This window comes from Umezakia ovalisporum Ak1311 (assembly GCF_029891685.1).
In the GTDB taxonomy this organism is placed as follows: domain Bacteria; phylum Cyanobacteriota; class Cyanobacteriia; order Cyanobacteriales; family Nostocaceae; genus Umezakia; species Umezakia ovalisporum.
Genome location: NZ_JANQDJ010000018.1, coordinates 23,545 through 45,719, shown reverse-complemented (window position 1 = coordinate 45,719; position 22,175 = coordinate 23,545). Strand labels below are relative to the sequence as shown.

At 39.9% G+C, this 22,175-nt stretch carries 16 protein-coding genes; 12 read left to right on the top strand and 4 right to left on the bottom strand.

Annotated features, from left to right (window positions below; all coding sequences use genetic code 11):
• Positions 1–122 precede the first annotated feature (122 nt).
• Positions 123–3,332 carry a glycoside hydrolase family 15 protein gene (locus NWP25_RS02935; protein WP_280650764.1) on the top strand — a complete coding sequence of 1,070 codons (3,210 nt, stop codon included), beginning with the start codon at positions 123–125 and terminating at the stop codon, positions 3,330–3,332.
• Positions 3,333–3,423: 91 nt separating this feature from the next.
• On the opposite strand, the gene NWP25_RS02930 is transcribed toward NWP25_RS02935, so the two are convergent.
• Positions 3,424–3,705, bottom strand: coding sequence for a YkvA family protein (locus NWP25_RS02930; RefSeq protein WP_280650737.1), 282 nt, complete (start codon positions 3,703–3,705; stop codon positions 3,424–3,426).
• A gap of 215 nt (positions 3,706–3,920) precedes the next feature.
• Between NWP25_RS02930 and NWP25_RS02925 the strand changes: the two genes are divergently transcribed.
• The 3 genes from NWP25_RS02925 (at position 3,921) to NWP25_RS02915 (ending at position 5,887) form a co-directional block, all read left to right on the top strand.
• Entirely contained in the window at positions 3,921–4,679 is a 759-nt protein-coding gene (locus NWP25_RS02925; protein WP_280650738.1) for a MotA/TolQ/ExbB proton channel family protein, read from the top strand.
• Positions 4,680–4,719: 40 nt separating this feature from the next.
• A complete protein-coding gene (locus NWP25_RS02920; RefSeq protein ID WP_280650739.1) occupies positions 4,720–5,301 on the top strand; it encodes an ExbD/TolR family protein in 582 nt (193 codons plus the stop codon).
• 223 nt (positions 5,302–5,524) lie between these two features.
• Positions 5,525–5,887 carry a phage holin family protein gene (locus NWP25_RS02915; RefSeq protein ID WP_280698856.1) on the top strand — a complete coding sequence of 121 codons (363 nt, stop codon included), beginning with the start codon at positions 5,525–5,527 and terminating at the stop codon, positions 5,885–5,887.
• A gap of 216 nt (positions 5,888–6,103) precedes the next feature.
• On the opposite strand, the gene psb29 is transcribed toward NWP25_RS02915, so the two are convergent.
• Positions 6,104–6,811, bottom strand: coding sequence for a photosystem II biogenesis protein Psp29 (gene psb29, locus NWP25_RS02910; RefSeq protein ID WP_280650741.1), 708 nt, complete (start codon positions 6,809–6,811; stop codon positions 6,104–6,106).
• 93 nt (positions 6,812–6,904) lie between these two features.
• On the opposite strand from psb29, the gene NWP25_RS02905 reads away from it, so the two are divergent.
• Positions 6,905–7,501 carry a chromophore lyase CpcT/CpeT gene (locus NWP25_RS02905; RefSeq protein WP_280650742.1) on the top strand — a complete coding sequence of 199 codons (597 nt, stop codon included), beginning with the start codon at positions 6,905–6,907 and terminating at the stop codon, positions 7,499–7,501.
• A 106-nt stretch (positions 7,502–7,607) separates the two neighbouring features.
• On the opposite strand, the gene hemF is transcribed toward NWP25_RS02905, so the two are convergent.
• Entirely contained in the window at positions 7,608–8,651 is a 1,044-nt protein-coding gene (hemF, locus tag NWP25_RS02900; protein WP_280650743.1) for an oxygen-dependent coproporphyrinogen oxidase, read from the bottom strand.
• 426 nt (positions 8,652–9,077) lie between these two features.
• Between hemF and NWP25_RS02895 the strand changes: the two genes are divergently transcribed.
• Positions 9,078–10,148, top strand: coding sequence for an Mrp/NBP35 family ATP-binding protein (locus tag NWP25_RS02895; RefSeq protein WP_280650744.1), 1,071 nt, complete (start codon positions 9,078–9,080; stop codon positions 10,146–10,148).
• Between the two features lie 89 nt (positions 10,149–10,237).
• Complete coding sequence (gene rodA, locus NWP25_RS02890; protein ID WP_280698855.1) at positions 10,238–11,551, top strand: rod shape-determining protein RodA; 1,314 nt, start codon at positions 10,238–10,240, stop codon at positions 11,549–11,551.
• 187 nt (positions 11,552–11,738) lie between these two features.
• Here the strand turns inward: rodA and NWP25_RS02885 are convergent, their stop codons facing one another.
• Positions 11,739–12,782 carry a mechanosensitive ion channel family protein gene (locus NWP25_RS02885; protein ID WP_280650746.1) on the bottom strand — a complete coding sequence of 348 codons (1,044 nt, stop codon included), beginning with the start codon at positions 12,780–12,782 and terminating at the stop codon, positions 11,739–11,741.
• A 187-nt stretch (positions 12,783–12,969) separates the two neighbouring features.
• On the opposite strand from NWP25_RS02885, the gene NWP25_RS02880 reads away from it, so the two are divergent.
• From NWP25_RS02880 to NWP25_RS02860, 5 genes are all read left to right on the top strand, one after another.
• Complete coding sequence (locus NWP25_RS02880; RefSeq protein WP_280650747.1) at positions 12,970–13,887, top strand: histone deacetylase family protein; 918 nt, start codon at positions 12,970–12,972, stop codon at positions 13,885–13,887.
• Between the two features lie 141 nt (positions 13,888–14,028).
• A complete protein-coding gene (locus tag NWP25_RS02875) occupies positions 14,029–18,234 on the top strand; it encodes an AAA domain-containing protein (protein WP_280698853.1) in 4,206 nt (1,401 codons plus the stop codon).
• Positions 18,212–20,008 (top strand): phospholipase D-like domain-containing protein, encoded by a 1,797-nt coding sequence (locus NWP25_RS02870; RefSeq protein ID WP_280698851.1) that lies wholly within the window; start codon positions 18,212–18,214, stop codon positions 20,006–20,008. Before NWP25_RS02875 ends, NWP25_RS02870 begins: the two co-directional genes overlap by 23 nt.
• Before the next feature lie 155 nt (positions 20,009–20,163).
• A complete protein-coding gene (gene gshA, locus NWP25_RS02865) occupies positions 20,164–21,303 on the top strand; it encodes a glutamate--cysteine ligase (protein WP_280650750.1) in 1,140 nt (379 codons plus the stop codon).
• Between the two features lie 231 nt (positions 21,304–21,534).
• Positions 21,535–21,996: a tRNA (cytidine(34)-2'-O)-methyltransferase gene (locus NWP25_RS02860; protein WP_280650751.1), complete on the top strand. Its 462-nt coding sequence runs from the start codon at positions 21,535–21,537 to the stop codon at positions 21,994–21,996.
• Positions 21,997–22,175 lie beyond the last annotated feature (179 nt).

Genomic DNA, 22,175 nt, shown 5'->3' with positions numbered 1-22,175 from the left:
CTTGGCAGAATCCCTAGGGGCTGCTTAAGTCAGCCCAATAAAGTTCCTTTATGGACTATTCAAAAATCCCCGGTTTAGAAAACCGAGGAAGCTTAATTCCCAAGGGTTACCAAAATAAAATTATGAAAACAATCACCGAGTTGCCACATCGATTAGAACATTACTACCAGCAAATCAAGAAAATTATCCTGGGCCGTCAGAATCCAATTACTGGTCTGCTTCCTGCAAGTACAGCAATAACTGCTCACGGTGATTACACAGATGCCTGGGTACGAGATAATGTTTATAGCATTTTGGCAGTTTGGGGTTTAGCACTGGCATACCGCAAGATTGATGACTATAAGGGACGCACCTATGAACTGGAGCATAGTGTCATTAAGCTGATGCGGGGGCTACTATTTGCAATGTTGCGTCAAGCTCATAAAGTCGAGAGATTTAAACATACTCAGTCCCTCTTAGATGGGTTACACGCCAAATACAATACTGCTACCGCCGACATTGTGGTGGGTGATGACGAGTGGGGACATTTACAAATTGATGCCACATCAATATTTTTACTGATGTTGGCACAAATGACGGCTTCGGGATTGCAAATTATCTATACCATTGATGAAGTAAATTTTATTCAAAATTTAGTTTATTACATTGGACGCGCTTACCGCACACCAGATTATGGGATTTGGGAACGAGGTAATAAAATTAATCATGGTAGTGCAGAATTAAATGCCAGTTCAGTAGGTATGGCTAAAGCCGCCTTAGAAGCTATCAATGGATTAGATTTATTTGGTGTGCGTGGTAGTCAAACATCAGTAATTCATGTTTTACCAGATGAAATTGCCCGTGCGCGGATTACCTTAGAATCTCTGTTACCGAGAGAATCGGCTTCTAAAGAAATTGATGCCGCATTATTGAGTGTGATTAGTTATCCAGCTTTTGCTATTGAAGATGTGCAATTACGCCATCGCACATTCAATGATATTATTCATAAACTCCAAGGTAAATACGGCTGTAAACGCTTTTTGCGCGATGGACATCAAACAGTTTTAGAAGATAGCCAACGCTTACACTACGAACCTTGGGAACTGAAGCAATTTGAGCATATTGAATGTGAATGGCCTTTATTTTTCACTTATTTATTTCTAGATGGGTTATTTCGTGGTGACAGACAACAAGTCAAAAATTACCAAGAACGTTTGCAGTCATTACTAATTGAACGTGATGGAGTGGGTTTATTACCAGAAATTTATTATGTACCAGGCGAAAACGTAGAAGCTGAGAGGTTAAGTCCTCAAAGCCAAACTCGATTACCTAACGAAAATATCCCTTTAGTATGGGCACAAAGTTTATATTTTCTTGGTCAGCTATTAGATGAAGGATTAGTAGCCGTTGGCGATATTGACCCATTGGGGAGACATTTATGTATAGGTAAAAAACGTGAAGCTTTAGTACAAATTGCTTTGCTAGCAGAAGATGAAGACTTACAAGCAAAATTAGAAGTTCATGGAATTGAAACTCAAATACCTAAACAAATAGAACCAATTCAAGTGAGAAAAGCTGACGAACTTTCGGCAATTTTTACTCAAATTGGACGTAACGACAAACTCGGTTTAACTGGTCGTCCTGTGCGGCGGTTGCGGAGTTTGACTACATCGAGATTTTTTCGGATTCATAATCAAACAATTGTATTTTTACCTTCGTTTTTGGATTCGCAACAGTTTTATTTAACCCTTGATTACCATTTTTTGGTAGATCAAATCAGAAGTGAACTTGCTTATATTCAAAATTATTGGATTGATTTAGGTCGTCCTACCCTGACCTTAATGTTGACCCATAGTATGTTAGAAATCGGTTCTCAGGCTTTATTAGAACTCATGCAGGAACTGAAAAATGGTGTGTGTAACGGTGTACAGGTAAAATTGGGAAGACTCAATCAGCTCATGCTCACAGCCGGGATGCAAAGAATTGATTTTCTCCCAAATCAAGAATTTTCTCAGTCACCGATGAAAAACCCCGGCACCCATTGCTATTACCTGGCTTATAATCCTGAAGGAAATTGGCGTTTAGAACATACCCAAGAATTCCAGATGGAATGCGAAACTAGCTTGGGATTATTGCTTTCTTCTTTACGCTCATCAGAAAATCTCTATGAACAAATAGAGTTGTTACAAACTTTAATTCGCTTGCAGGGATTGGATTTTGATACAGGTTTTGGCGGGCCATTCCATTCTGTAACAGCAGCTGACTTAGTTGATGAAGTTTACACCAAAGCCGGGAATTTAGGCATTTGGGCAGTGGTACGTCGGGCGGCTGGATTAAGACAGATGGTTGATATCAGCTTATCAGATACAGTAACGAGTATTTTGGTCAGGGGCAAGCAAATAGCTGTAGGTCGAGCTTACAGTAAGTCATCACTGATTTCTGTACCTATGCCCCACCAAGAAATTACTGAGAAAATTAATCATTTTTGTCGTGAAGATATCCGCGATCGCGTCCTCACACAAGAAATTATCATCTATCTTGGTGTGTTAATGAGGTCGGAACCTCAATTGTTTCAAGGGTTGCTCACCCTCAGAGTTGGCTATTTAATCTTACTAATTACCAGTGAATTAGTACAAGAGTTGGGTGTTACTCAAGATGAAGCCTATGAACATTTAATGGAACTTTCACCCTTTGAAGTAAAAATGCGCTTGCATCAAGTATTAACAGGTTATACAGACATCAGTAAATTATTACGCCAACAAGAATCACTGCACGTCAAGCAAAAAGAAACTGACATTGCTTGGGTAGTGCTACCGACAAATGAAAAAGAAGAAAGTACCGTTCCCCCCGGTGGTTGGCGGAGATTGCGACAAGCTCAAGGAGCCCTCAATCGGGTACCAAAAGATTTCTTCCAGCAGGTTTGGCTATTAATGAAACATTCTAAAGGAATTGTCATTGGCGATAAACTAGAACGGCGTAATCGTTTAGATAGTGAGTTGATTTTGTCAGAAATGACACCAGGTGAAAAAAACTTTGCCCTGCGAATTGAGCATTTACTGAATAAAATTGAAGCTCCAGAATACCGCAAAGTCAATATTGAAGCCTTGATGGAATTAGCGACAATTGTTGCCAATAATCCCAGCTTACAAATTGAAGAATATATAGTTTTAGACGTACTAATTGGCCATGCTGTGCGATTAGCTTGGTTAGAACAACATCCCGAAAGAGTCCATCGCTATGACGAAGATAAAGCCTCAGCTTGGAGGTCATTCTATGACACATCACCTCAAGACTGTGCAAATTATATATTGAAAGCCTTTAGATTCTTAACAGAATTTGCCAAAGACATTTAAACCCACACTCATGCCAAGGAAAACCCAAAGCGGCCCTGAGGCACATCTTTTCAGCCTACCTCTGTGTGCCCTCACCTTTGGGTTTACATTCCTAGTCAATAGACACCGCATCAACATCCACAGTTTCAGTGCTAGGTTCATCAGAACCTTGACGAGCCTTCCAACTTGTCATCACTAAGCCAGACACCTCAGAAAATAGGATGGACAACAGTAAAACATCATCAATTTGTCCGAGAATAGGTAAAAAATCAGGAGCAATATCTATAGGGCTGAGAATATAAACAAGTGTTCCTAAAATTACCCACCAACGGTACATAGGATTACGAAGCAAATTGCGATACCAGTTGTACAATAATTGGATTGGAAATTTCATATGTTGACCCTCCAGTAATAATCAATTTTGACAAATGATGCGCCAAACTTCCGGTAGGAATAACCGCCCCAGATAGTATAAAACACGGTACTGATTCTTACGGCCAAATATCTATCAGGGGAATTTCTATAAGAATATGGTAGTTATGCATTAATCTTGAGAATTGAAATGCTGTGGGATGATTGCCGTAAAAGTGGAGGGAGGAAACCTAAACAGTGGATATTTTAGATTTGTTTAAAAAGGGTGGCCCAGCGATGTGGCCCTTGCTTGTTTTGTCAGTCCTGACTATCAGTGTGATTTTCGAGCGTCTGTGGTTTTGGCTGCGAATCATAACCCAAGAAAAGGAAATAGTGGATCGTGTCTTGAATGCAGCCAAAGATAGTTGGGAAGTAGCGGCGGACATTGCCAAGAATGCCCGACATCAGCCCATTGGAAGGTTTCTTTATGCCCCTTTGAGCTTTCAGAAAAGTGATGCGGAAACCTTTCGACTAGCACTAGAGTCTACCGCCGAAGATGAGATAGCTGGAATGCGTCGGGGTGAAAAACTTTTAGAAGCTATAATCGCCCTTTCGCCTTTGTTAGGATTGTTAGGTACAGTTTTGGGCTTGATTCAGTCTTTGCGCTCAATTCGTATTGGCGATTTGGGAACCGAATCTACAGCTGGTGTAACTACTGGTATTGGTGAATCTTTAATCAGCACTGCCACTGGGCTGATAGTTGCGATTATCAGTTTGGTATTTTATCGCCTATTTCAAAGTTTTGTAGTTGACCAAATTAAAGTTTTTCGCAAGGCGGGAAATGAGATGGAGTTGTTATATCGTCAGTCTCCACCTGACTATAACAAGATGATCCCGGTGATTCACGAAGAATCTGCACCAGAAATTCCTCGTTCTCCCCAAAAGCGAGAGAAAAAAGTCTTTCCTAAACCTCCTGAACCTTTGAATACACCTGAGTCGTTAGATCCTGAGAAATAGCTAACAATTCACCATCATAACCAGGCGTAATAGTGAAAAAATGAAAGTCAATCTGCATACTCCAGTTGAAGAAACACAAATTCAAATCCTCCCCTTAATTGATGTTGTATTTTGTATCCTGACGTTTTTTCTGTTGGCAGCTTTGCAATTTACTCGACAACAGGCAATTAATATTGATTTGCCCAAAGCTAGTACAAGTACAGTTGCTGGTGTCAGTTCACAAAGTGCCACTAAAATTGTCACTATTGACGCTGTGGGTAATCTTTATGTGGAAAAACAACCCGTACAACGAGAACAGTTAGCACAAACATTAAGGCAATATCTGCAAGCAAACTCTAATGGCACTTTGGTACTAAATGCATCACGAACAGCAACCTATAATGATGTAGTTTCCATCTTAGACTTAATGCGGCAAGTAGGTGGCGATCGCGTGTCTTTGGGAATTATACCAGGCCCATCCCAACTACCCACTGACTCATTGAATCCACCTAATTTTCCCATGAGTCCAGAAGGATTACCTACACCAGCTCCTGAAGTTAATCCTGACATGATGTCTCCAGTTTTACCCAAGGAAATAGCGCCCCAAGTGCCTGTAGCACCTGAAACAAGTCCTGCCCGTTAAAGGTAACACTGACAAACAAGGGGAGAGAAAAATTACCCTTGTCTCCCCTTGTATTTTCCATATTTTAGCCAAAGATAAAGATATACGGAATAAACTTTAATTAGATAAAAATATCTGTTAATTTATAAATAATTGCTTAAGTTGCAAAATTTTCTTTATCTCAAGCTTAGTAATTTAGCGGTAATTTAGGGCCAATCACCGTTCGCGTTTCAAGGGTTGTGGCATGAATATTGTGACGCTTTTAATTGTTTGGGTAGTAACATCTATCAGCTTGTTGATTATTACTAGGCTCCCCTTGGGAGTAGAAATTGACTCCCCACAAAAAGCCTTTTTCTCCGCAGCATTTCTCGGTATTGTCACAGCAGTGGTGAGACCAATTTTAAGCATCTTATTTACAGTCCCAAACTTACTGACCTTTGACTTGTTATCCAGCATTTTTACATTTATGATTGCCGTTGTGTGTTTTAGTATTGCGGCTTGGTTAGTGGAGGGGTTTCGCTTACGTTTTGGGATCTTGAGTGCTGTACTAGGAGCTTTTGCCCTGACAATCATTAACAGTCTAATCTACAAATTGTTGGGTGTTTAACCACCTAAACACTAATGCTTATTTTCCTCCCCAACACTAAGTAATATCCACAGTGCATAAAAACCTTCACCAAAGTTAGACCCCAAGGTTTACTTAGTTCGTAATTCGTAATTAATTAAGGCTAACATTCCTCAATGTATTGAGGGAAAAAATGAATCTGTTTCTTATTAACAACTACGAATTACGAATTACGCAACTTATTGACTCGTTAATTAACTATTCATTAGTGGAGGGGGGAGCAACTGGCGTACTTGTTTGTTGTTGACGCTGTTCGCGTTTTTTGCGATCAGCCGAGACCATATCTGCCATAACTATCAGCGCTTGAGCCATCTTTTCCAGATTAGAACTGTATAGTTCCAAATCCTTGCTGAGTTTTTCATAAGATAGATGTAAACCAGCGGCAATAGTTTTTAATGCTTCAGCACGTTGCTTTTCATCCTTAACTAATTCAGGAGCAGAGTTTTCTAACAACGTGAATAAACCAATTGCAAATAAGCGGTTGTATTTAAACCCAGGATTGTTAGCGATGGCTTGTAATTCTGCTTGTAAGTCAGGATCTCGATTTAAATGACTGGTTTGACTTAACCAAGCAATTAAATCATGTATTGGTGTGTCTTTAGCTAAGGCTTGCAGCCGTTCAGCATCTTGTCGATAGCGTTGCGGGTCTTGCTCCATAGCTTGACATAAAGCTTGGAAAATTGATTGCTGATCTCGTTGTGGTACGTAACCTTGCATAAAGCGGTCAAAGGTTGTGACGACGCCCAAGGCATAAATTCCATTGTAGGTAAAACCACTATTGACTGACAGTAGATGCATTTCTACCATCAACTCTTCTACCACCCGCCGATAAATTGTGTTAATTGGCCGGGTGTGAAGGGAATAAAAAGCTTGCTTTGTATCTGAAACAGTACGGACGTTATTCACAAATAAAATGTTAAGAATGTTAAGGGCGACGTTATTATATTTTGTCGCTTAAAGGTTACTTTGCCAAGTTCAGGTTTGGGATCGGTTTTATTTATGAGTTTTTCGCCAAATTTAATTGTGCTGGGTGAGTATTTAGCTGGCAAATTCGATAATCGAGAACAAGCTTTGGCAGATCCGGCTTGGTTTGTTCATCTACAGCTGTGGCAAAGACCCGTGAATCTGTTTACAGAAGACAGTATTACCTTGTTTGCGGAGCAAGCTAATATTGTCAATTTAGACCGTCCTTATCGCCAGCGAATTATGCGGTTGATGTGGGGGGGCGGCTCTGATGGAGCCTTGCAAGTGCAATACTACATGTTGAAAAATCCTAGCGCCTTCACTAGTGCTGGTCGTCACCCAGCTTTACTGGAAACATTGACGGTGGATCAATTAGATTTACTACCAGGCTGCATTCTCACAATTGAGCAAACAACAATAGCTACAAATAAGCATAAGTTTACCGCTAGTCAACCTCCAAATACTCGCTGCTGCTTTAGCTATTTGAATCAGATTGTCCAAGTTTCTTTGGGCTTTGACTCCACAGAGACAAAATTGAATAGCTACGACAAAGGAATTGATTCTGATACTGGAAAAGCAACCTGGGGAGCAATTCTAGGGCCTTATTGCTACACCAAGCGAGAACAATATTAAAATGGGAACCTTCCCCGGCTGATATCCCCACCTAACATTCCCATAGGTGAGGACTTACGCCGATCTTGTTAACTCAGTACAACACTTGTAAATAGCTTTTAATTACCTAAGTATTAGATGTCCAGTTTGCCCAATCTTGAGGTTTGAGAAAGGTTTCATACAATTCCGCTTCCGAAGTATTTGGTTCTGGCTGATAACCGTACTCCCAACGTACCAAAGGAGGTAAAGACATGAGAATAGATTCTGTACGTCCGTTGGTTTGCAGTCCAAAAATTGTGCCTCGGTCATAAACCAAGTTAAATTCTACATACCGACCGCGACGATAAAGTTGGAAATTACGTTCGCGATCGCCATATTTCATTCCTTGTCGCCGTTGGACAATAGGCACATAGGCAGGCAAAAATGCCCTACCACAATCTTGCACCAAGTTAAATATATCTAGCCAACTGCGGTTGGCTAGAGCCTTGACTTGGTTGCTATAAATAGCCGCCTGGCCATTGGGGTCCGGGCCGCGGTATAACACACCCTGGCCATCTTGGTAATCCAAAAATATACCGCCCACACCTCGGTTTTCTTGGCGATGCTTCAAGTAAAAATATTCATCACACCAGCGCTTAAACACCGGGTAATATTCCGGGTGGTGTTTGTCACAAGCTTGCTTTAATGTTTTGTGAAAATGAGCCGCATCTTCAGCAAAAGGATAATAAGGTGTCAAATCAGCACCGCCGCCAAACCACCACACTGGCCCAGCTTCAAAATAGCGGTAATTCAGGTGAACTGTGGGGATGTAAGGATTTTTTGGGTGTAACACCAGAGAAGTCCCCGTAGCATAAAATCCATGTCCTGCAGCTTCTGGACGTTGGGCTAAAATTGACGGCGGTAAATGACAACCCCAAACTTCAGAAAAATTTACCCCAGCTTGTTCAAAAATTCCCCCATCACCCATCACCCGCGATCGCCCGCCGCCTCCTTCGGGACGTTCCCAACTATCTTCATGAAATTTACCTACACCATCCACTTCTGCTAGTTTTGCAGTAATTTCATCTTGTAGCTGTTTCATAAACCCACTAACTCTGGACTGAGAATCAGTTGGAGGTAAAGACTTGGATGATGTTGCTTCTACAGTTGGCGTTTGCGAGTTTGTCAACATAGATTCCCGAACCTAAATTACAATTTCCAAAAAGCCACAAACTTGTTGATTTAAAAATTTGTGGGCAATACCAGCCTATAATCAGGCTGAATCTTCCTAATCTGCTTTTTCTTACTTGTCAGCGTTGACACGATGGATGGGCATGACTAGAGTTATTTTCCCTCAAATGCGTATAGGCTTGTATGTTAAGTGAGTTTTGTTTGTACTTCTTGATATAAACATTTTCCTCTAGTCCATACTCCTGTGGAATTTCAGACTTTGATCAGCTACAGGTAATAAGACAGAAGAAATGGGATTTGCTAGTTTTTTCCTTGCTGTACGTGCCTTTTAGCCCCACTGTTTCCAAGTCCCAAACAAAGATAAAATTTTAATAGATGATAATAAAATTTTCTTAAATTTTGTTACGACAGTAACAGTGAAAACAGTATGTACAATGTTCTCGATTCCCGGTCTGTCTTAGAAGTTTTGCGACCAGTACAAGACCCAGAGCTCCGCAAGAGCTTAGTGGAACTGAATATGATTCGCAACGTCAAAATAGACGCAGGCAGGGTAAGCTTCACTTTGGTTTTGACTACACCCGCTTGTCCATTACGTGAATTTATTGTTGAAGATTGTCAAAGAGCCGTTAAAAAGCTACCAGGCGTTACAGAGGTAAGTGTAGATGTAACAGCAGAAACACCCCAACAAAAAAGCTTGCCTGATAGAACTGGGGTTACTGGGGTGAAAAATATTCTGGCGGTTTCCAGCGGTAAAGGTGGTGTTGGTAAAAGTACAGTAGCAGTGAATATAGCCGTAGCTTTAGCACAAACAGGGGCTAAAGTGGGATTACTGGATGCTGATATTTACGGACCCAACGACCCGACGATGCTAGGCCTGGCTGATGCTGAAATTTTAGTGCGTTCCACAGACAAAGGTGAGATTCTGGAACCCGCTTTTAATCATGGTGTCAAGTTAGTCTCCATGGGCTTTTTGATTGACCGAGACCAGCCAGTGATTTGGCGGGGCCCAATGCTAAATGGGGTAATTCGCCAGTTTCTCTATCAAGTACAATGGGGAGATCTGGATTATCTAATTGTAGATATGCCACCAGGAACCGGGGATGCTCAATTAACTTTAACCCAAGCAGTACCAATGTCAGGAGCAGTAATTGTCACCACACCCCAAAATGTCGCTCTGTTAGATTCACGTAAAGGTTTGCGGATGTTCCAACAAATGAATGTACCTGTTTTGGGAATAGTAGAAAATATGAGCTACTTTATTCCACCGGATATGCCAGATAAGAAATATGACATTTTTGGTTCTGGTGGTGGTTCCAAGACTGCATTCGACTTAGGAGTACCTTTACTTGGGTGTATCCCACTGGAAATTTCCACCAGAGTAAGCGGTGATAGCGGCGTACCCATAGTCGTTGCTGACCCTGATTCAGCTTCAGCAAAAGCATTAAAAGCCATCGCTCTCAACATAGCAGGTAAAATATCCGTTGCGGCACTGACATAATCAATTTGTAGTTTTGGTCTGATTCCTGGGTCATAATCTGGGAATACAGATCAAAAGTATTCGGTAAATTTACAGTCTCACATTGGACAATGTTGTTAAAACCTTCGCGCCCCAAAATGCCCTGGAAGCATTGGTTAAAACCTTGGCTACAAATAGATTGGCTGCTATTGTCTCTCACTGCTGGTGTTAGTGCGTTTGGTGGACTGATGATCATGAGTACGGAACTCAGGCAACCAGTATCTGACTGGTGGGCGCACTGGCTTGTGGCTGGAATCGGCGTTGTCATCGCTTTGTTTTTGGCTCGTAGCCGTTATGAACGTCTGATTGACTGGCATTGGGTAATATACGCTTTGACAAACCTCAGCCTGATTGCGGTAATGATCATTGGCACTAGCGCCAAAGGGGCGCAACGATGGATTGCCATCGGCGGTTTTAATGTCCAGCCTTCAGAATTTGCCAAAATCGGGGTCATTATCACCTTAGCAGCTGTGTTACATCAGCGCACAGCTTGCCAATTAAAAACTGTATTTCGGGCTTTGGCAATCACTGCTATTCCCTGGGCATTGGTATTTTTACAGCCGGATTTGGCAACATCCTTGGTATTTGGTGCGGTGGTCTTAGGAATGTTGTACTGGGCAAATGCCCATCCTGGCTGGCTGATACTTATGATTTCCCCAGTACTTTCAGCCATTCTCTTTAGTATAAGTTGGCCTTTGTCCGAGCCGATAGTTTTATCTCCTGACATATCCTTCAGCTTTTTAGGGTTAGTTTGGGTGGTGGCTATGGGTATTTTGGGTTGGCAAACTCTCCCCTGGGATAAATTTGCACTCAGTGGTATTGGTGCATCAGCTCTCAACTTCTTAGGTGGTGAATTAGGAGTCTTTGCCTGGAACCATATCTTAAGAGACTATCAAAAAGACCGCTTGACTGTATTTCTCAAACCTGGATATGACATTCTAGGTGTGGGTTATCACCAACATCAATCTCGCATTGCCATAGGCGCTGGTGAAATTTGGGGATGGGGTTTGTTCAAAGGACCAATGACACAACTCAATTTTGTCCCCGAACAACATACAGATTTTATTTTCTCCGCAGTGGGCGAAGAATTTGGTTTTGTTGGTTGTTTAGTAGTGCTATTTATTTTCTGCTTGATTTGCTTTCGCCTATTGCGTATAGCTCAAACTGCCAAAGATAACTTTGGCTCATTGTTGGCTGTTGGTTTTTTGTCAATAATTGTGTTTCAGCTCATTGTTAATGTGGGTATGACCGTTGGTTTAGCTCCTGTAGCGGGAATTCCTTTACCATGGATGAGTTACGGTCGTTCAGCGATGCTGACTAATTTTATTGGTTTAGGCCTAGTAGAATCGGTAGCAAATTTTCGTCAACGACAGAAATTGTATTGATCAAAAGGGCAAAACTTTGATTTCACACAAACTTACAAGATTCCTATTTGATGGTTGCCAAAAATAGCAATCCTAAATAAATTAGCAACATGAAAATACCCGACTTGTTTAGTAAGTCGGGTATCTGAGCCTATGGCTATAGTCTGCTCAGGGAGATTGACTTTTGATGCGACCATTTGTGGGGAAATTAATTTAAATCAAAACCTGAATTTTCAGACCCAACCTTATGCACATAAACCTCTCTGATGGGAAAGGGAATTTGGATTCCTTCTTGTTGATAGCGTTTATGCAATTTCTTAATAAATAAGTGTTTAGCAATGCGCTGGTCAAAATACTCATTTACGCGCATATATAGTTTAAAATCTATACTAAAATCATTAAAGGTATGAAATCTAATATTAGGTTCATTGTCCATTAATTCTGGGGCAATTTCTTCCATGACTTCTTTGGCTACTTCTACAGTTACTCTTTCTACTTGTTCTAAATCACTATCGTAACCAACACCCACATCCATAGTTAAAGTAATACTCTTACCAGGCAGGTGATAGTTAGTAAAAATCGCTGATGCTAACTTAGAATTAGGCACAATAATCACATTATTTTTAATTTCTTTAATAGTTGTATTGCGCCAATTGATATCTGTAACGTAACCTTCATATTCATTATCTAATTTGAGATAATCCCCAGTTCGCACTTGCTTTGAAATAATCAGATAAAAACCAGAAAATAAATTTGCCAATGTATCTTGCAGCGCCAAACCAACTGCTAAACCACCAATACCTAAAGTTGTAATTATTGGTGTAATCTGTACACCAACAGTTTGCAAGATAATCAATGTTCCTAAAATAAAAATGCCAATTTTGGCTAAGTTTGAAATTAATGATGCCGATACTCCTTCCGTTCTCTCAATCAATAAATTCACAAATCCAGCAGTTAATCTAGCTAACACTAACGTCACTGAAAAGACAAACAAAATGGTGATTTTTTTTCTCAGCAGATTTTTAATATCATCATTGATATCCACAGAAGAATAAAAAAAAGCCCCGGAAAACCCTGCTAGCAAAAACCAAAAAAAGGTCATGCGATGTAAAGCGTGGAATATAATTTCACCACCGGGTATCTGTTGATCAACAACAAATTTTCTCAGCTTTTTGAAGATAACTTTTTCACCAATTAACCCCAAACATAAGCCAACTATAATAAATGCTATTGGTACAATCCATTGGTGCATGATTAATTCTTAATTTCAGTTTTGGCTAAAAGATAATTTCATGCATTTTTATTACTGATGCCATCATTGCTAAATTTTACCTTGTTGAGTTACCTTCTTTCCCCAATTCCAGTCTTCACTCTCTAACTTAGGGGTAATTGATTAATTAAGTATATTTTGTCTCAAGCTATGGTGGAAAATAAAGATTATGGAATTACCAATTATTTATCACCCAGATTATATTGCACCACTTCCCCCAGGGCATCGCTTCCCGATGTCCAAGTTCCCACAACTCTATGAATTGCTGTTAAAGGACGGTGTAGCACAACCAAAACAATTTCACACACCACAAGGCGCAACCCGAGATTTAATTGAGTTGGTTCATACTCCAGAATACGTTCAAGCCTACTATGAAGGAACACTAGAACCCAAAGCACAGCGTCGTATTGGCCTACCTTGGAGTCCAGAACTAGTCAATCGTACTTGTGTAGCGGTTGGTGGTACAATACTCACTGCTCAGCTCGCACTTAGTCAAGGTTTAGCTTGTAACACTGCTGGTGGTACTCATCATGCTTTTCCTGGTTATGGATCTGGTTTTTGTATTTTCAACGATTTAGCCATCGCTTGCCGAGTGTTACAAAAACTGGGACTTGTGCAGAAAATTCTCATTGTCGATTTAGATGTACATCAAGGAGATGGTACAGCTTTTATATTCCAAAAAGACCAGAGTGTATTTACTTTCTCCATGCACTGTGAAGTTAATTTTCCCAGTACGAAACAAACAAGTGATTTGGATGTTCCCCTGGCGGTAGGAATGGAAGATGATGCTTATTTGCAAATTTTGGCGAATTATCTACCAGATTTACTATGTGATGTCCAACCCGATTTAGTATTATACGACGCAGGTGTTGATACTCACATAGGCGATCGCTTGGGAAAATTGGCTTTGAGTGATAGTGGTATTTTTCGTCGAGAAATGCAGGTTTTAAGTACTTGTGTGGGTGATGGTTATCCTGTGGCCTGCGTTATTGGTGGCGGTTACGCGGATGATATGAACTCTCTTGTTTGGCGACATTCTTTGCTGCATCGAGCCGCCAGTCAGGTTTATCATCAATATAGGTTATAAATTACGAATATCTCCTGTTGGTGAAGCTGGGGAGAGAAGGAACCGTCAAGGACATAAGGAAGTTAGCTAAACTTTGAGGAAATTTTTTTCCCCACATAAATTTGATTATTTCACTCAATATCAGGAATTTTCAGACTATCCATGCCAACTTTTCCTAAAAATTGCCATTCACAAACCTGGAGCTATCAATGCGTTAAAGCAGTGGTTAAAGATGACATACTAGAGTTATTGGGTGATGAACCTTATCTGTTTTATGTGCGCCGTCAAGGTGCGGGAAAAAATCCAGATGAAGAAATTTGGCACTTAACAATTGCAACGGATAAACATGAGTTTCCCCCACCTGCAAAACTACAAAAGCAAGGCAAAACTTTAGGCTTCATCGCCGCCATACAAGAAGATGGATGTGGCGGTTTAAAAATTTTGTCAACTCGCTTACTACAAACTTCACGGGGACACGCTGATGGTTATTCTGTCCCGTTTACCTTGCGTTTGCTACCTTATGATAGACATCGTTTAAGTATTCCTCAAGCAGCATTAAACCGTATGGCAAATATGCCTGTTTGTGGTGACCATATACCCACGGAAGACCAGTTGCAAGCTTGGAAAGCTTTTTTACAAGTTGAGGAAAATATAGCTAAAGCACGTCAGTTTTGTGTGGCTTTTGTTGGTAATCATTATAGCAGCAATAGTAAATATATTACCTTCGAAATAGATGTTACCTCAGCCACTCTGGATGGTTCTCCAGAAAATTATTTGCGTGTAGCTAATTTCTGGGAAAGAGTTAAACGTTCTCAAAACCAAGAAGTGAAGCTTTCGGAAACTGTTCCCATAGCAAAACTAACTCATAAAATTCCTCACCTGGGTTCCATTGAAAAAGTTGATCCTAAAAATTGTTTCCTCAAAGTTAAACTAGAACGCGAATTAGCTGAATATATCGCTACCCAACGTTATCAGCCCCCAATGAAGGGATTTTTATTTTTTGATGCGGCTGGTGACATTCAACAAGTGCGGCGCAAGAAAGAAGCCTTAGAACAATTAAAGCAAGGACAAACTCAAAATCCTTACTTGGGTAATTTCTTATTCGACGCTTCCCAGGCCAGGTGCAGCAAAAAAAATGTAAAACTTCAAGGAGATGATTTGCTATTATCTTCTGCTAATAATGGTCAAAAAGCAGCAGTAGAAAAGGTATTAGCATCTGAAGATTTAGTTCTTATCCAAGGTCCGCCGGGTACTGGTAAAACCACCGTAATTGCAGAAATTTGCTATCAAATAGCTTTGCGGGGCGGACGTACTCTAATCGCTTCTCAAGCTAATCTAGCTGTGGATAATGCTTTGAGTCGATTAGTTCACAACCCAGTCATCCGGGCCGTACGCAAAGGACGCGCCGAAAGAGTGGGGGAAGAAGGACAGCCATTTTTAGAAGACCAAGTAATTAATAGATGGTTGAAAAATACTGCTGCTGACTGTGAAAATACTCTTGATAAACGCCTCAAAAATGTGCAGTTTTTGAGAAAATTATTGTCTGCATTACCACGATTTACAGATTATTTAAAGCTAGAAGAATTGCTAAATGAAAAACAAAATCAACTCTGTGAAGAAAAGGAAAGTTTAGCCGCAACCTGTGAAATTCAAACAGCTATTTATCAGAAAAATTTAGCCAAAAAAAATCAGGTTGACTCTATCAAATTAGGGTTAGATTATCTCACTGAAAACGCCCCCAATATCAATTGGGAAGCGCCAGAGTTGAAAAACTGTTTACCGTATCTTCAGTCAGATATAGACGGTAATATTTTGATTCAAGATTTTTTGACAAACGTTCGTCAAGCTATCAATTGCACTGATGAATTGGGTTTAATGCATCCCGGTTATGGTACATTTGGGTTAGCAGTTTGGTTATACAAAACCGTAGCTGATAAAATTCCTGATTTTAAAATAGCATTCCGTTACGCCCAAGATGCTATTTTGGCAATGTCGAAATTTGCAGAAGTAGCATTAACTAGCCAACAAAATTTACACAAACCTCAACCAGAAATATATAAGCAGGAATTCATCAGCGAACGCCAAACTTTACAGCAAACAATTCAAGGTTGGCAAAACCGGAAACGCGAAATTGATTATGTGATTGCAGCTATTAAAGAATGGAAGTTTACAGCACCTCTGTTATTATATCAAATAATCAAAGAATGTCAGCAATCTGGACAAACATTAACAGAAGATATGCTGCAATTGCCACTGGGCTTGTTGATGTTTGCTGATCAACTAAAATTGACTATATTACCTAAAAAATATCAGATTAATTTACCAGATTGGCAACTTTTACACAAAGCTTTGACTTACGAAACAGAGGGGGGTTTTGTTGATAGAAAAGGTAAACAGCATAATTTTAGCTACTTTTTAGAGCAAAATTTTAGTCAGATTCCTGTTGTGCTATCAGCGAGCGATCGCACCCAATGGCGTAAAATTCATGAAGAGTTTAATAATTATCAACTCTTGAATCTAAATCAGCGAAAACTATTGGTGGAAAACACCCAGTTGTTTTTGTTGAGAATGGAACAAGGGTATGGTAAAGCCTGGGAATTCAATAACCTAGACTCTACCCTCAAATATGTGAGTGAAGATTTACTCGCCACTATCCTCACAAATGCACGTCAATGTATGGCGCAAGTCAAGGCTCAAACAGAAAAGCATCTTCAGTCTTTTCAACAGCAATTAAGTGAACTGGAACAACAAATATCTACTACTTCATGTCAAATTAGCGTAACTAATTCCCTCTTTGAACAAGTAATCAATATTTTGCAATTACTTCATCACCAGGAAAATGTCCCTGATAAATTACGCGCTTTAGTTGCAGAATATCTCACAAACCAATCAAAAACCTGGGAAGAATACCAAGAATTTGCAACTCAAGTGAATTCTGGGATGAGTTATATTAGCAAATTAGAAGCTTTAATTCCTACAATTACACCTTTTCCAGTGCTAGAAATTATCAAAAAATGCGTAGATAATCAACTAATAGTTATAGAACAAGAAAATAGAGTTGCCAAACAGCAACTGCAAAAAATTGAAACCCAATTAAAAAAAATAGCTCATCAACCACACATACAGCCAAAGGAAGATTTAATCTTAGCCAGAAATTGGTGGCAAAAATTATGGACAACTATCTCCACTCAATTCCAGCCAGAAGAAATTAATATAGACATATTTAATCTAGAATTTTTACACCACATCAAAACCAAATTTGATGCTTGGCAAAACCAACTAACTGATGAAGAAAGTTACCTCCAGCGCTATCACGATTTTATCAAAGATTGGATTGCTAAAGTCAAAAATCCATCAGATGGCGATCGCAGCGATTTAAAACGCATTTATTTAGATAATGCTAATGTCGTTGGTATTACTTGTGTACAAGCTGCAAATTACAATTTTTCTCAAGAATTTACAGCCTTTGATGTAGTGATCATTGATGAAGTCAGTAAATGTACTCCACCAGAGTTACTTATCCCAGCTTTGAAAGGCAAAAAATTAGTCATGGTAGGTGATCATCGACAATTACCACCCATGCTCGATAATAGCACAATTGAAGAAGTTGCCCAATCACTTGGTAGTACAAAATCAGAACTGCGATTTTTAGAAGAATCATTATTTAAAATTCAATTTGAAGCTGCTGATCAAAGCATCAAACAAATGCTGAATATACAATATAGAATGCACCCCTTTATTATGGGAGCAATCAACCAATTTTATCACGGTAAACTAGAATGTGGACTTTTATCACCTGACACCCAACGCGCCCATAATTTGACCAGCGAAATTATCCAACAACATCAACATCTTATCTGGGTAAAAATGCCCAGAGAGGAAGAATTTGAAGAACAACGAGAAAATACTTCCTTTTCTAATCCTTGGGAAATTGATGTAATTGAACGCCTGTGTCAGCAATTTGAGAATACTTGGACTAATCAAATTGCCAATGGAGCAGCAAAAAAAGAGATTGCAGTAATTACATTCTACAACGCACAACTCAGAAAAATTGATGAACGTTTACAACCTCAACTTTTTCCTTCCTTGGATATTCGCACCGGTACAGTTGATAGATTTCAGGGGATGGAACGCCCAGTGGTAATTGTTAGTATGGTTCGTAACAATCATCAAGGCGATGTTGGATTTGCTAAGAAACCAGAACGGGTAAATGTGGCTTTCTCTCGCGCCCAAGAATTACTGGTAATTGTGGGTTGTCATGATTTATTTACTCGCCAGGGAGGAGAAGTTGGAAGTATGTATTTAGAAATTTCTCGTATTGTTAATAGTCAAGGAGGTTTTGTTGATGTTTCTCGCTTTTGCGTCTAAACCTATTGACGAAAAACTTATAAATTTAGCAGAAGAAATTACAGCCCAAAATCCTCATTTATCAGTTTTAGCTGCACGGGAATTTCGCTATAGTTTACTTCAAACTCCTGTGGAAATATCTATTCAAGAACCACGTAAATTTAATTTACTTGAAGAATTTATTATCCGTGCTGGAATTGAATTTTCACCTCCACCAACAGAAGATGAATTAGCATCTGTATTGGGTCTTGATCCTATATTTGTCCGCAGTACCACCGCCAATCTACAAGCGTTACAAACTTTATCAACAACATCACCCATTACAGTTACAAATCAAGGGCGTGATTTCTACGCCAAAGGTTCTGTACCACAACCTCCATACTCTATACAAATATATGCTGTTGCCAACGCTTTAGATGGAAAGCTTATATTTTATAGTGAACCATTAGATAATGTATCCTTACATCTACCTGATTTAGCAGAATTTATCAAAATTGCTCGTAAAATTAACGATATCTCTGCTTTGGAAATTGAGAAAATTCAAAAATGTATTCAATTGTCAGGTTTAGATTTTCATGTCCCAGAATTAGGTAAAATTGTGACTAAGTGCAAAGCTTTAGCCCCTCCGCAAGTAATTTGGAAAAATATATATTTATTTGTCACTTTTGATGCTGTGGAAGATAAATTACGTATCCAAATCAGAAGCGGTAAGAAAATTTTAGAATCAGCATCAAAATGGATGGAAGTGCTCCAAGGTAAAGGTAAAATACCTTGGCAAGCTTTATGCAAATTGTCCAATGAAGCCATTAATATTGAGCGTGAATCTACTCTTAATCATAAAAATATAGCCATAGAATCTACATTGGCAAAAGTTATTAACCCAGCCTTCAAGTTACGGGATGGAGAAATTATTGGAACTTTTGAAGAAGTTTTAAAGTCTGCTAAACGTCAAATTATCATCTACTTTCCTTGGTTGAGTCAAGCTGTTATCAATCAAGAATTTTTGACTCTGTTGCAAAAATTGGCTAATGGTGGAGTGTGGATTTTAATTGGCTATGGAATTTCTCAACAAGCAGATGCAGAACTTTCCATATCACCAGCAGTAGAAAAAAAATTGCGTGCCATAAAAACACCTCATGGTTTACCATCTGTACAGTTCTTTTGGTTGGGAGATTCTCATGTCAAAGAAGTGATAGTTGATCGAGAAATTCATTTGTTTGGATTTTATGACTGGGTTTGCTGTGGTGGCGAATATTTACCACAAGGTGAGTCAGTGTATAAAGTCACTATTCCCCAGCAAGTCGAGGAAGCATATCAATTTCTGGCTCATCGTTGCCAAAGTTATGCACAAAAACGCTGGAACCTTGCTTTAGAAACCCGTGATGCTCAAGTTGCTGCGGAATCTATGTGTGTGTGGGCCGCCTTGGGTATGCAAAATGTCCCACTCAGAGAAATACAACAAAGCAACTGGCTGGAAATTCTCCCACTATGGCTGAATGTTCTACTCCAAGATTTAATGTCAACAAAAATACTAGATAATTTAGTAATTTTGCCCACTGCACTTTCTCTGCTGAGTCAGTTTTCCGGGGAGGAAGCTTTTATAGAGTCATTGCAGCAGGGGTGGCGCAAAGTTATGACCGCCATAGCATCTCATCACCCGGAAACCGCTTTAAAATTACTCAGTGATGAAGTGTGGGCAGAATTTTTGCGTCTCAATATTGCTCAGGAGGATGATTCAAAGGACTTCAACAAATCATCTGTGATGTTTGCAACGAGAATAAATGGCGAATTATAGCCATGGCTAAGTTTTTCCCCAGATCCAAAACTTAACTTCAAGGGTTTTCAGCATATTTTCTTAATAATTGCGAGTTTTAAGTTAACTTAAATGTAGATGCAGAAATTCGTCTAATTCGATACAATTTTTAGATTAAGAGGGACGAGGAGAACAAAGTGGTTCTATTAAAAGGCTTTGAGATTGAGATGTATACTGGTACGCCTCAAGGCGAAATAGTCGGTCTCTCGGACAAAATTGTGGCCTCTTTGGATGGATTTGTGCGGGAACCTGATAGCCGCAATGTGGAATACACAACCCAGCCATTGAATAACTATGAAGACTTATTGTGTGCTTTACTACGTCCCCGGCGCAAGTTACGCACCTACCTCCAGAGTTTGGGCAATTACACTCTCATTCCTGGCAGTACTTTGTCTTTGGGTGGAAGCCATCGCTTTTTTCGTTCCAACCCCAATAACCAGTATCACCACTACATCGAAAATACCTACGGTACGAAGGTAGTTACTGCCAGTGTTCATATTAACATCGGCATCAGTGACCCAGAAGAATTAATCCGCGCTTGTCGGCTGATTCGTTTAGAAGCCCCTTTATTTCTGGCTTTGAGCGCTTCATCTCCCTTCCTGGATGGCAATGCTACTGGTTATCATTCCACTCGTTGGGCTGTGTTTCCCCAAACCCCCGCCCATGTGCCTTTATTTACAAGCCATGCCCATCATATTCAATGGGTAGAAGCACAAATTGCCACTGGAACCATGCAAAATGTACGCCATTTGTGGACATCAGTACGACCCAATGGCGATGGCCGTCCTCATGACCTCAATCGCCTGGAATTACGAATTTGTGACCTAGTTACCGATCCCATTGCTTTATTAGCAATTGCTGCTTTCCTGGAAGCGCGTTTGTTACAGTTGTTGGATAACCGAGAACTGGATCCGTTAACCCAAAGTACCTTCTCACCTGAAGAACTGATTTCTCTCACTACCAAGAACGAAGCAGCCGCAGCTCAGGCTAGTCTCGATGCTCAATTACAGCATTGGCAAGATGGTAGACCCATCCTCGCCAGAGACTGGATCACTGAACTATATCAAGAAGTTTTACCAATGGCTAAACAACAGGGTTTTAACTGTTTCCTTTCTCCTTTGCAGAAAATTCTCCGCGAAGGTAACGAAGCCCAGCAGTGGTTGCAACTCCACGCAGTCGGTTTTGACTCTCAGCGTGTCCTCACCCAAGCAATTATTGCCACTCAAGAACGTGAGATTGAACTAGAAAATAAACTTTGTTCGCCTCTATGGGCTTAAATGTGCAGTTATCATCCTAAAGGTAGATTTGGCGAGAGTACCCAAAAATTCTTTTCCTTCCCAGAACCATATTTCCCACATCAGGTTTTGGCAAAGTTTATCTTTTGTTTTAAAAATTTAATCTCTCAGTTTTACTTGAGATTAATTAGCAAAACCTATGAATGGACCCTATCTCATGAGAGATTAGCAAAATTAAAGTATAAATTAGGACAAAATTTACTTCCACAGACAATGCCCCAGGTCGTTTTAGTTCATCCACAAATACCCCAAAACACAGGCAATATTGCCCGTAGTTGCGCCGCTACGGGTACAGAATTACACTTAGTAGCACCTTTGGGCTTTGAAATCAGCGATCGCTACCTCAAAAGAGCTGGTTTAGATTACTGGCCTTACGTCAAACTGCACCATCACGAATCCCTAGAAGCCTTTAAAGCCATACATCAAGAACGTGGAGGTAGATGCTTAGGCTTCACTGTCAGAGGTAACTTTAATTACGTCAGCTTTCAATTTCAAGTCGATGATTGGTTGCTTTTTGGTAGTGAAACTACAGGCTTACCATCAGCAATTTTGTCAAATTGTGACGCTACACTTTATATTCCTATGGCAGAGCCTCATGTTCGCAGCTTGAATCTTTCGGTAAGTGTAGCCGTAAGTTTGTTTGAATCCCATCGTCAGCTGGGTTATTTACTGTAATCATCAATACAAAATTAACGACGTAAAAACACTTAAAAAAACCTAAATATATTCCCAGAGTGTGATTTGATAAAAAGATACTCTGGGTACGCAAAGAGCTATTTTCAGTCACTTTAGTTATAAATACTCACACAAACCAGTGGGTTAATATAAGAAATTTATATATAAAAATTGAGAAA

Excerpts from the sequence above, each read along its gene's own strand:
- NWP25_RS02935 (WP_280650764.1), top strand. The coding sequence starts at position 123 with ATGAAAACAATCACCGAGTTGCCACATCGATTAGAACATTACTACCAG.
- NWP25_RS02930 (WP_280650737.1), bottom strand. The coding sequence starts at position 3,705 with ATGAAATTTCCAATCCAATTATTGTACAACTGGTATCGCAATTTGCTT.
- NWP25_RS02920 (WP_280650739.1), top strand. The coding sequence starts at position 4,720 with ATGAAAGTCAATCTGCATACTCCAGTTGAAGAAACACAAATTCAAATC.
- NWP25_RS02915 (WP_280698856.1), top strand. The coding sequence starts at position 5,525 with ATGAATATTGTGACGCTTTTAATTGTTTGGGTAGTAACATCTATCAGC.
- NWP25_RS02905 (WP_280650742.1), top strand. The coding sequence starts at position 6,905 with ATGAGTTTTTCGCCAAATTTAATTGTGCTGGGTGAGTATTTAGCTGGC.
- hemF (WP_280650743.1), bottom strand. The coding sequence starts at position 8,651 with ATGTTGACAAACTCGCAAACGCCAACTGTAGAAGCAACATCATCCAAG.
- NWP25_RS02895 (WP_280650744.1), top strand. The coding sequence starts at position 9,078 with ATGTACAATGTTCTCGATTCCCGGTCTGTCTTAGAAGTTTTGCGACCA.
- rodA (WP_280698855.1), top strand. The coding sequence starts at position 10,238 with ATGTTGTTAAAACCTTCGCGCCCCAAAATGCCCTGGAAGCATTGGTTA.
- NWP25_RS02885 (WP_280650746.1), bottom strand. The coding sequence starts at position 12,782 with ATGCACCAATGGATTGTACCAATAGCATTTATTATAGTTGGCTTATGT.
- NWP25_RS02880 (WP_280650747.1), top strand. The coding sequence starts at position 12,970 with ATGGAATTACCAATTATTTATCACCCAGATTATATTGCACCACTTCCC.
- NWP25_RS02875 (WP_280698853.1), top strand. The coding sequence starts at position 14,029 with ATGCCAACTTTTCCTAAAAATTGCCATTCACAAACCTGGAGCTATCAA.
- NWP25_RS02870 (WP_280698851.1), top strand. The coding sequence starts at position 18,212 with ATGTTTCTCGCTTTTGCGTCTAAACCTATTGACGAAAAACTTATAAAT.
- NWP25_RS02860 (WP_280650751.1), top strand. The coding sequence starts at position 21,535 with ATGCCCCAGGTCGTTTTAGTTCATCCACAAATACCCCAAAACACAGGC.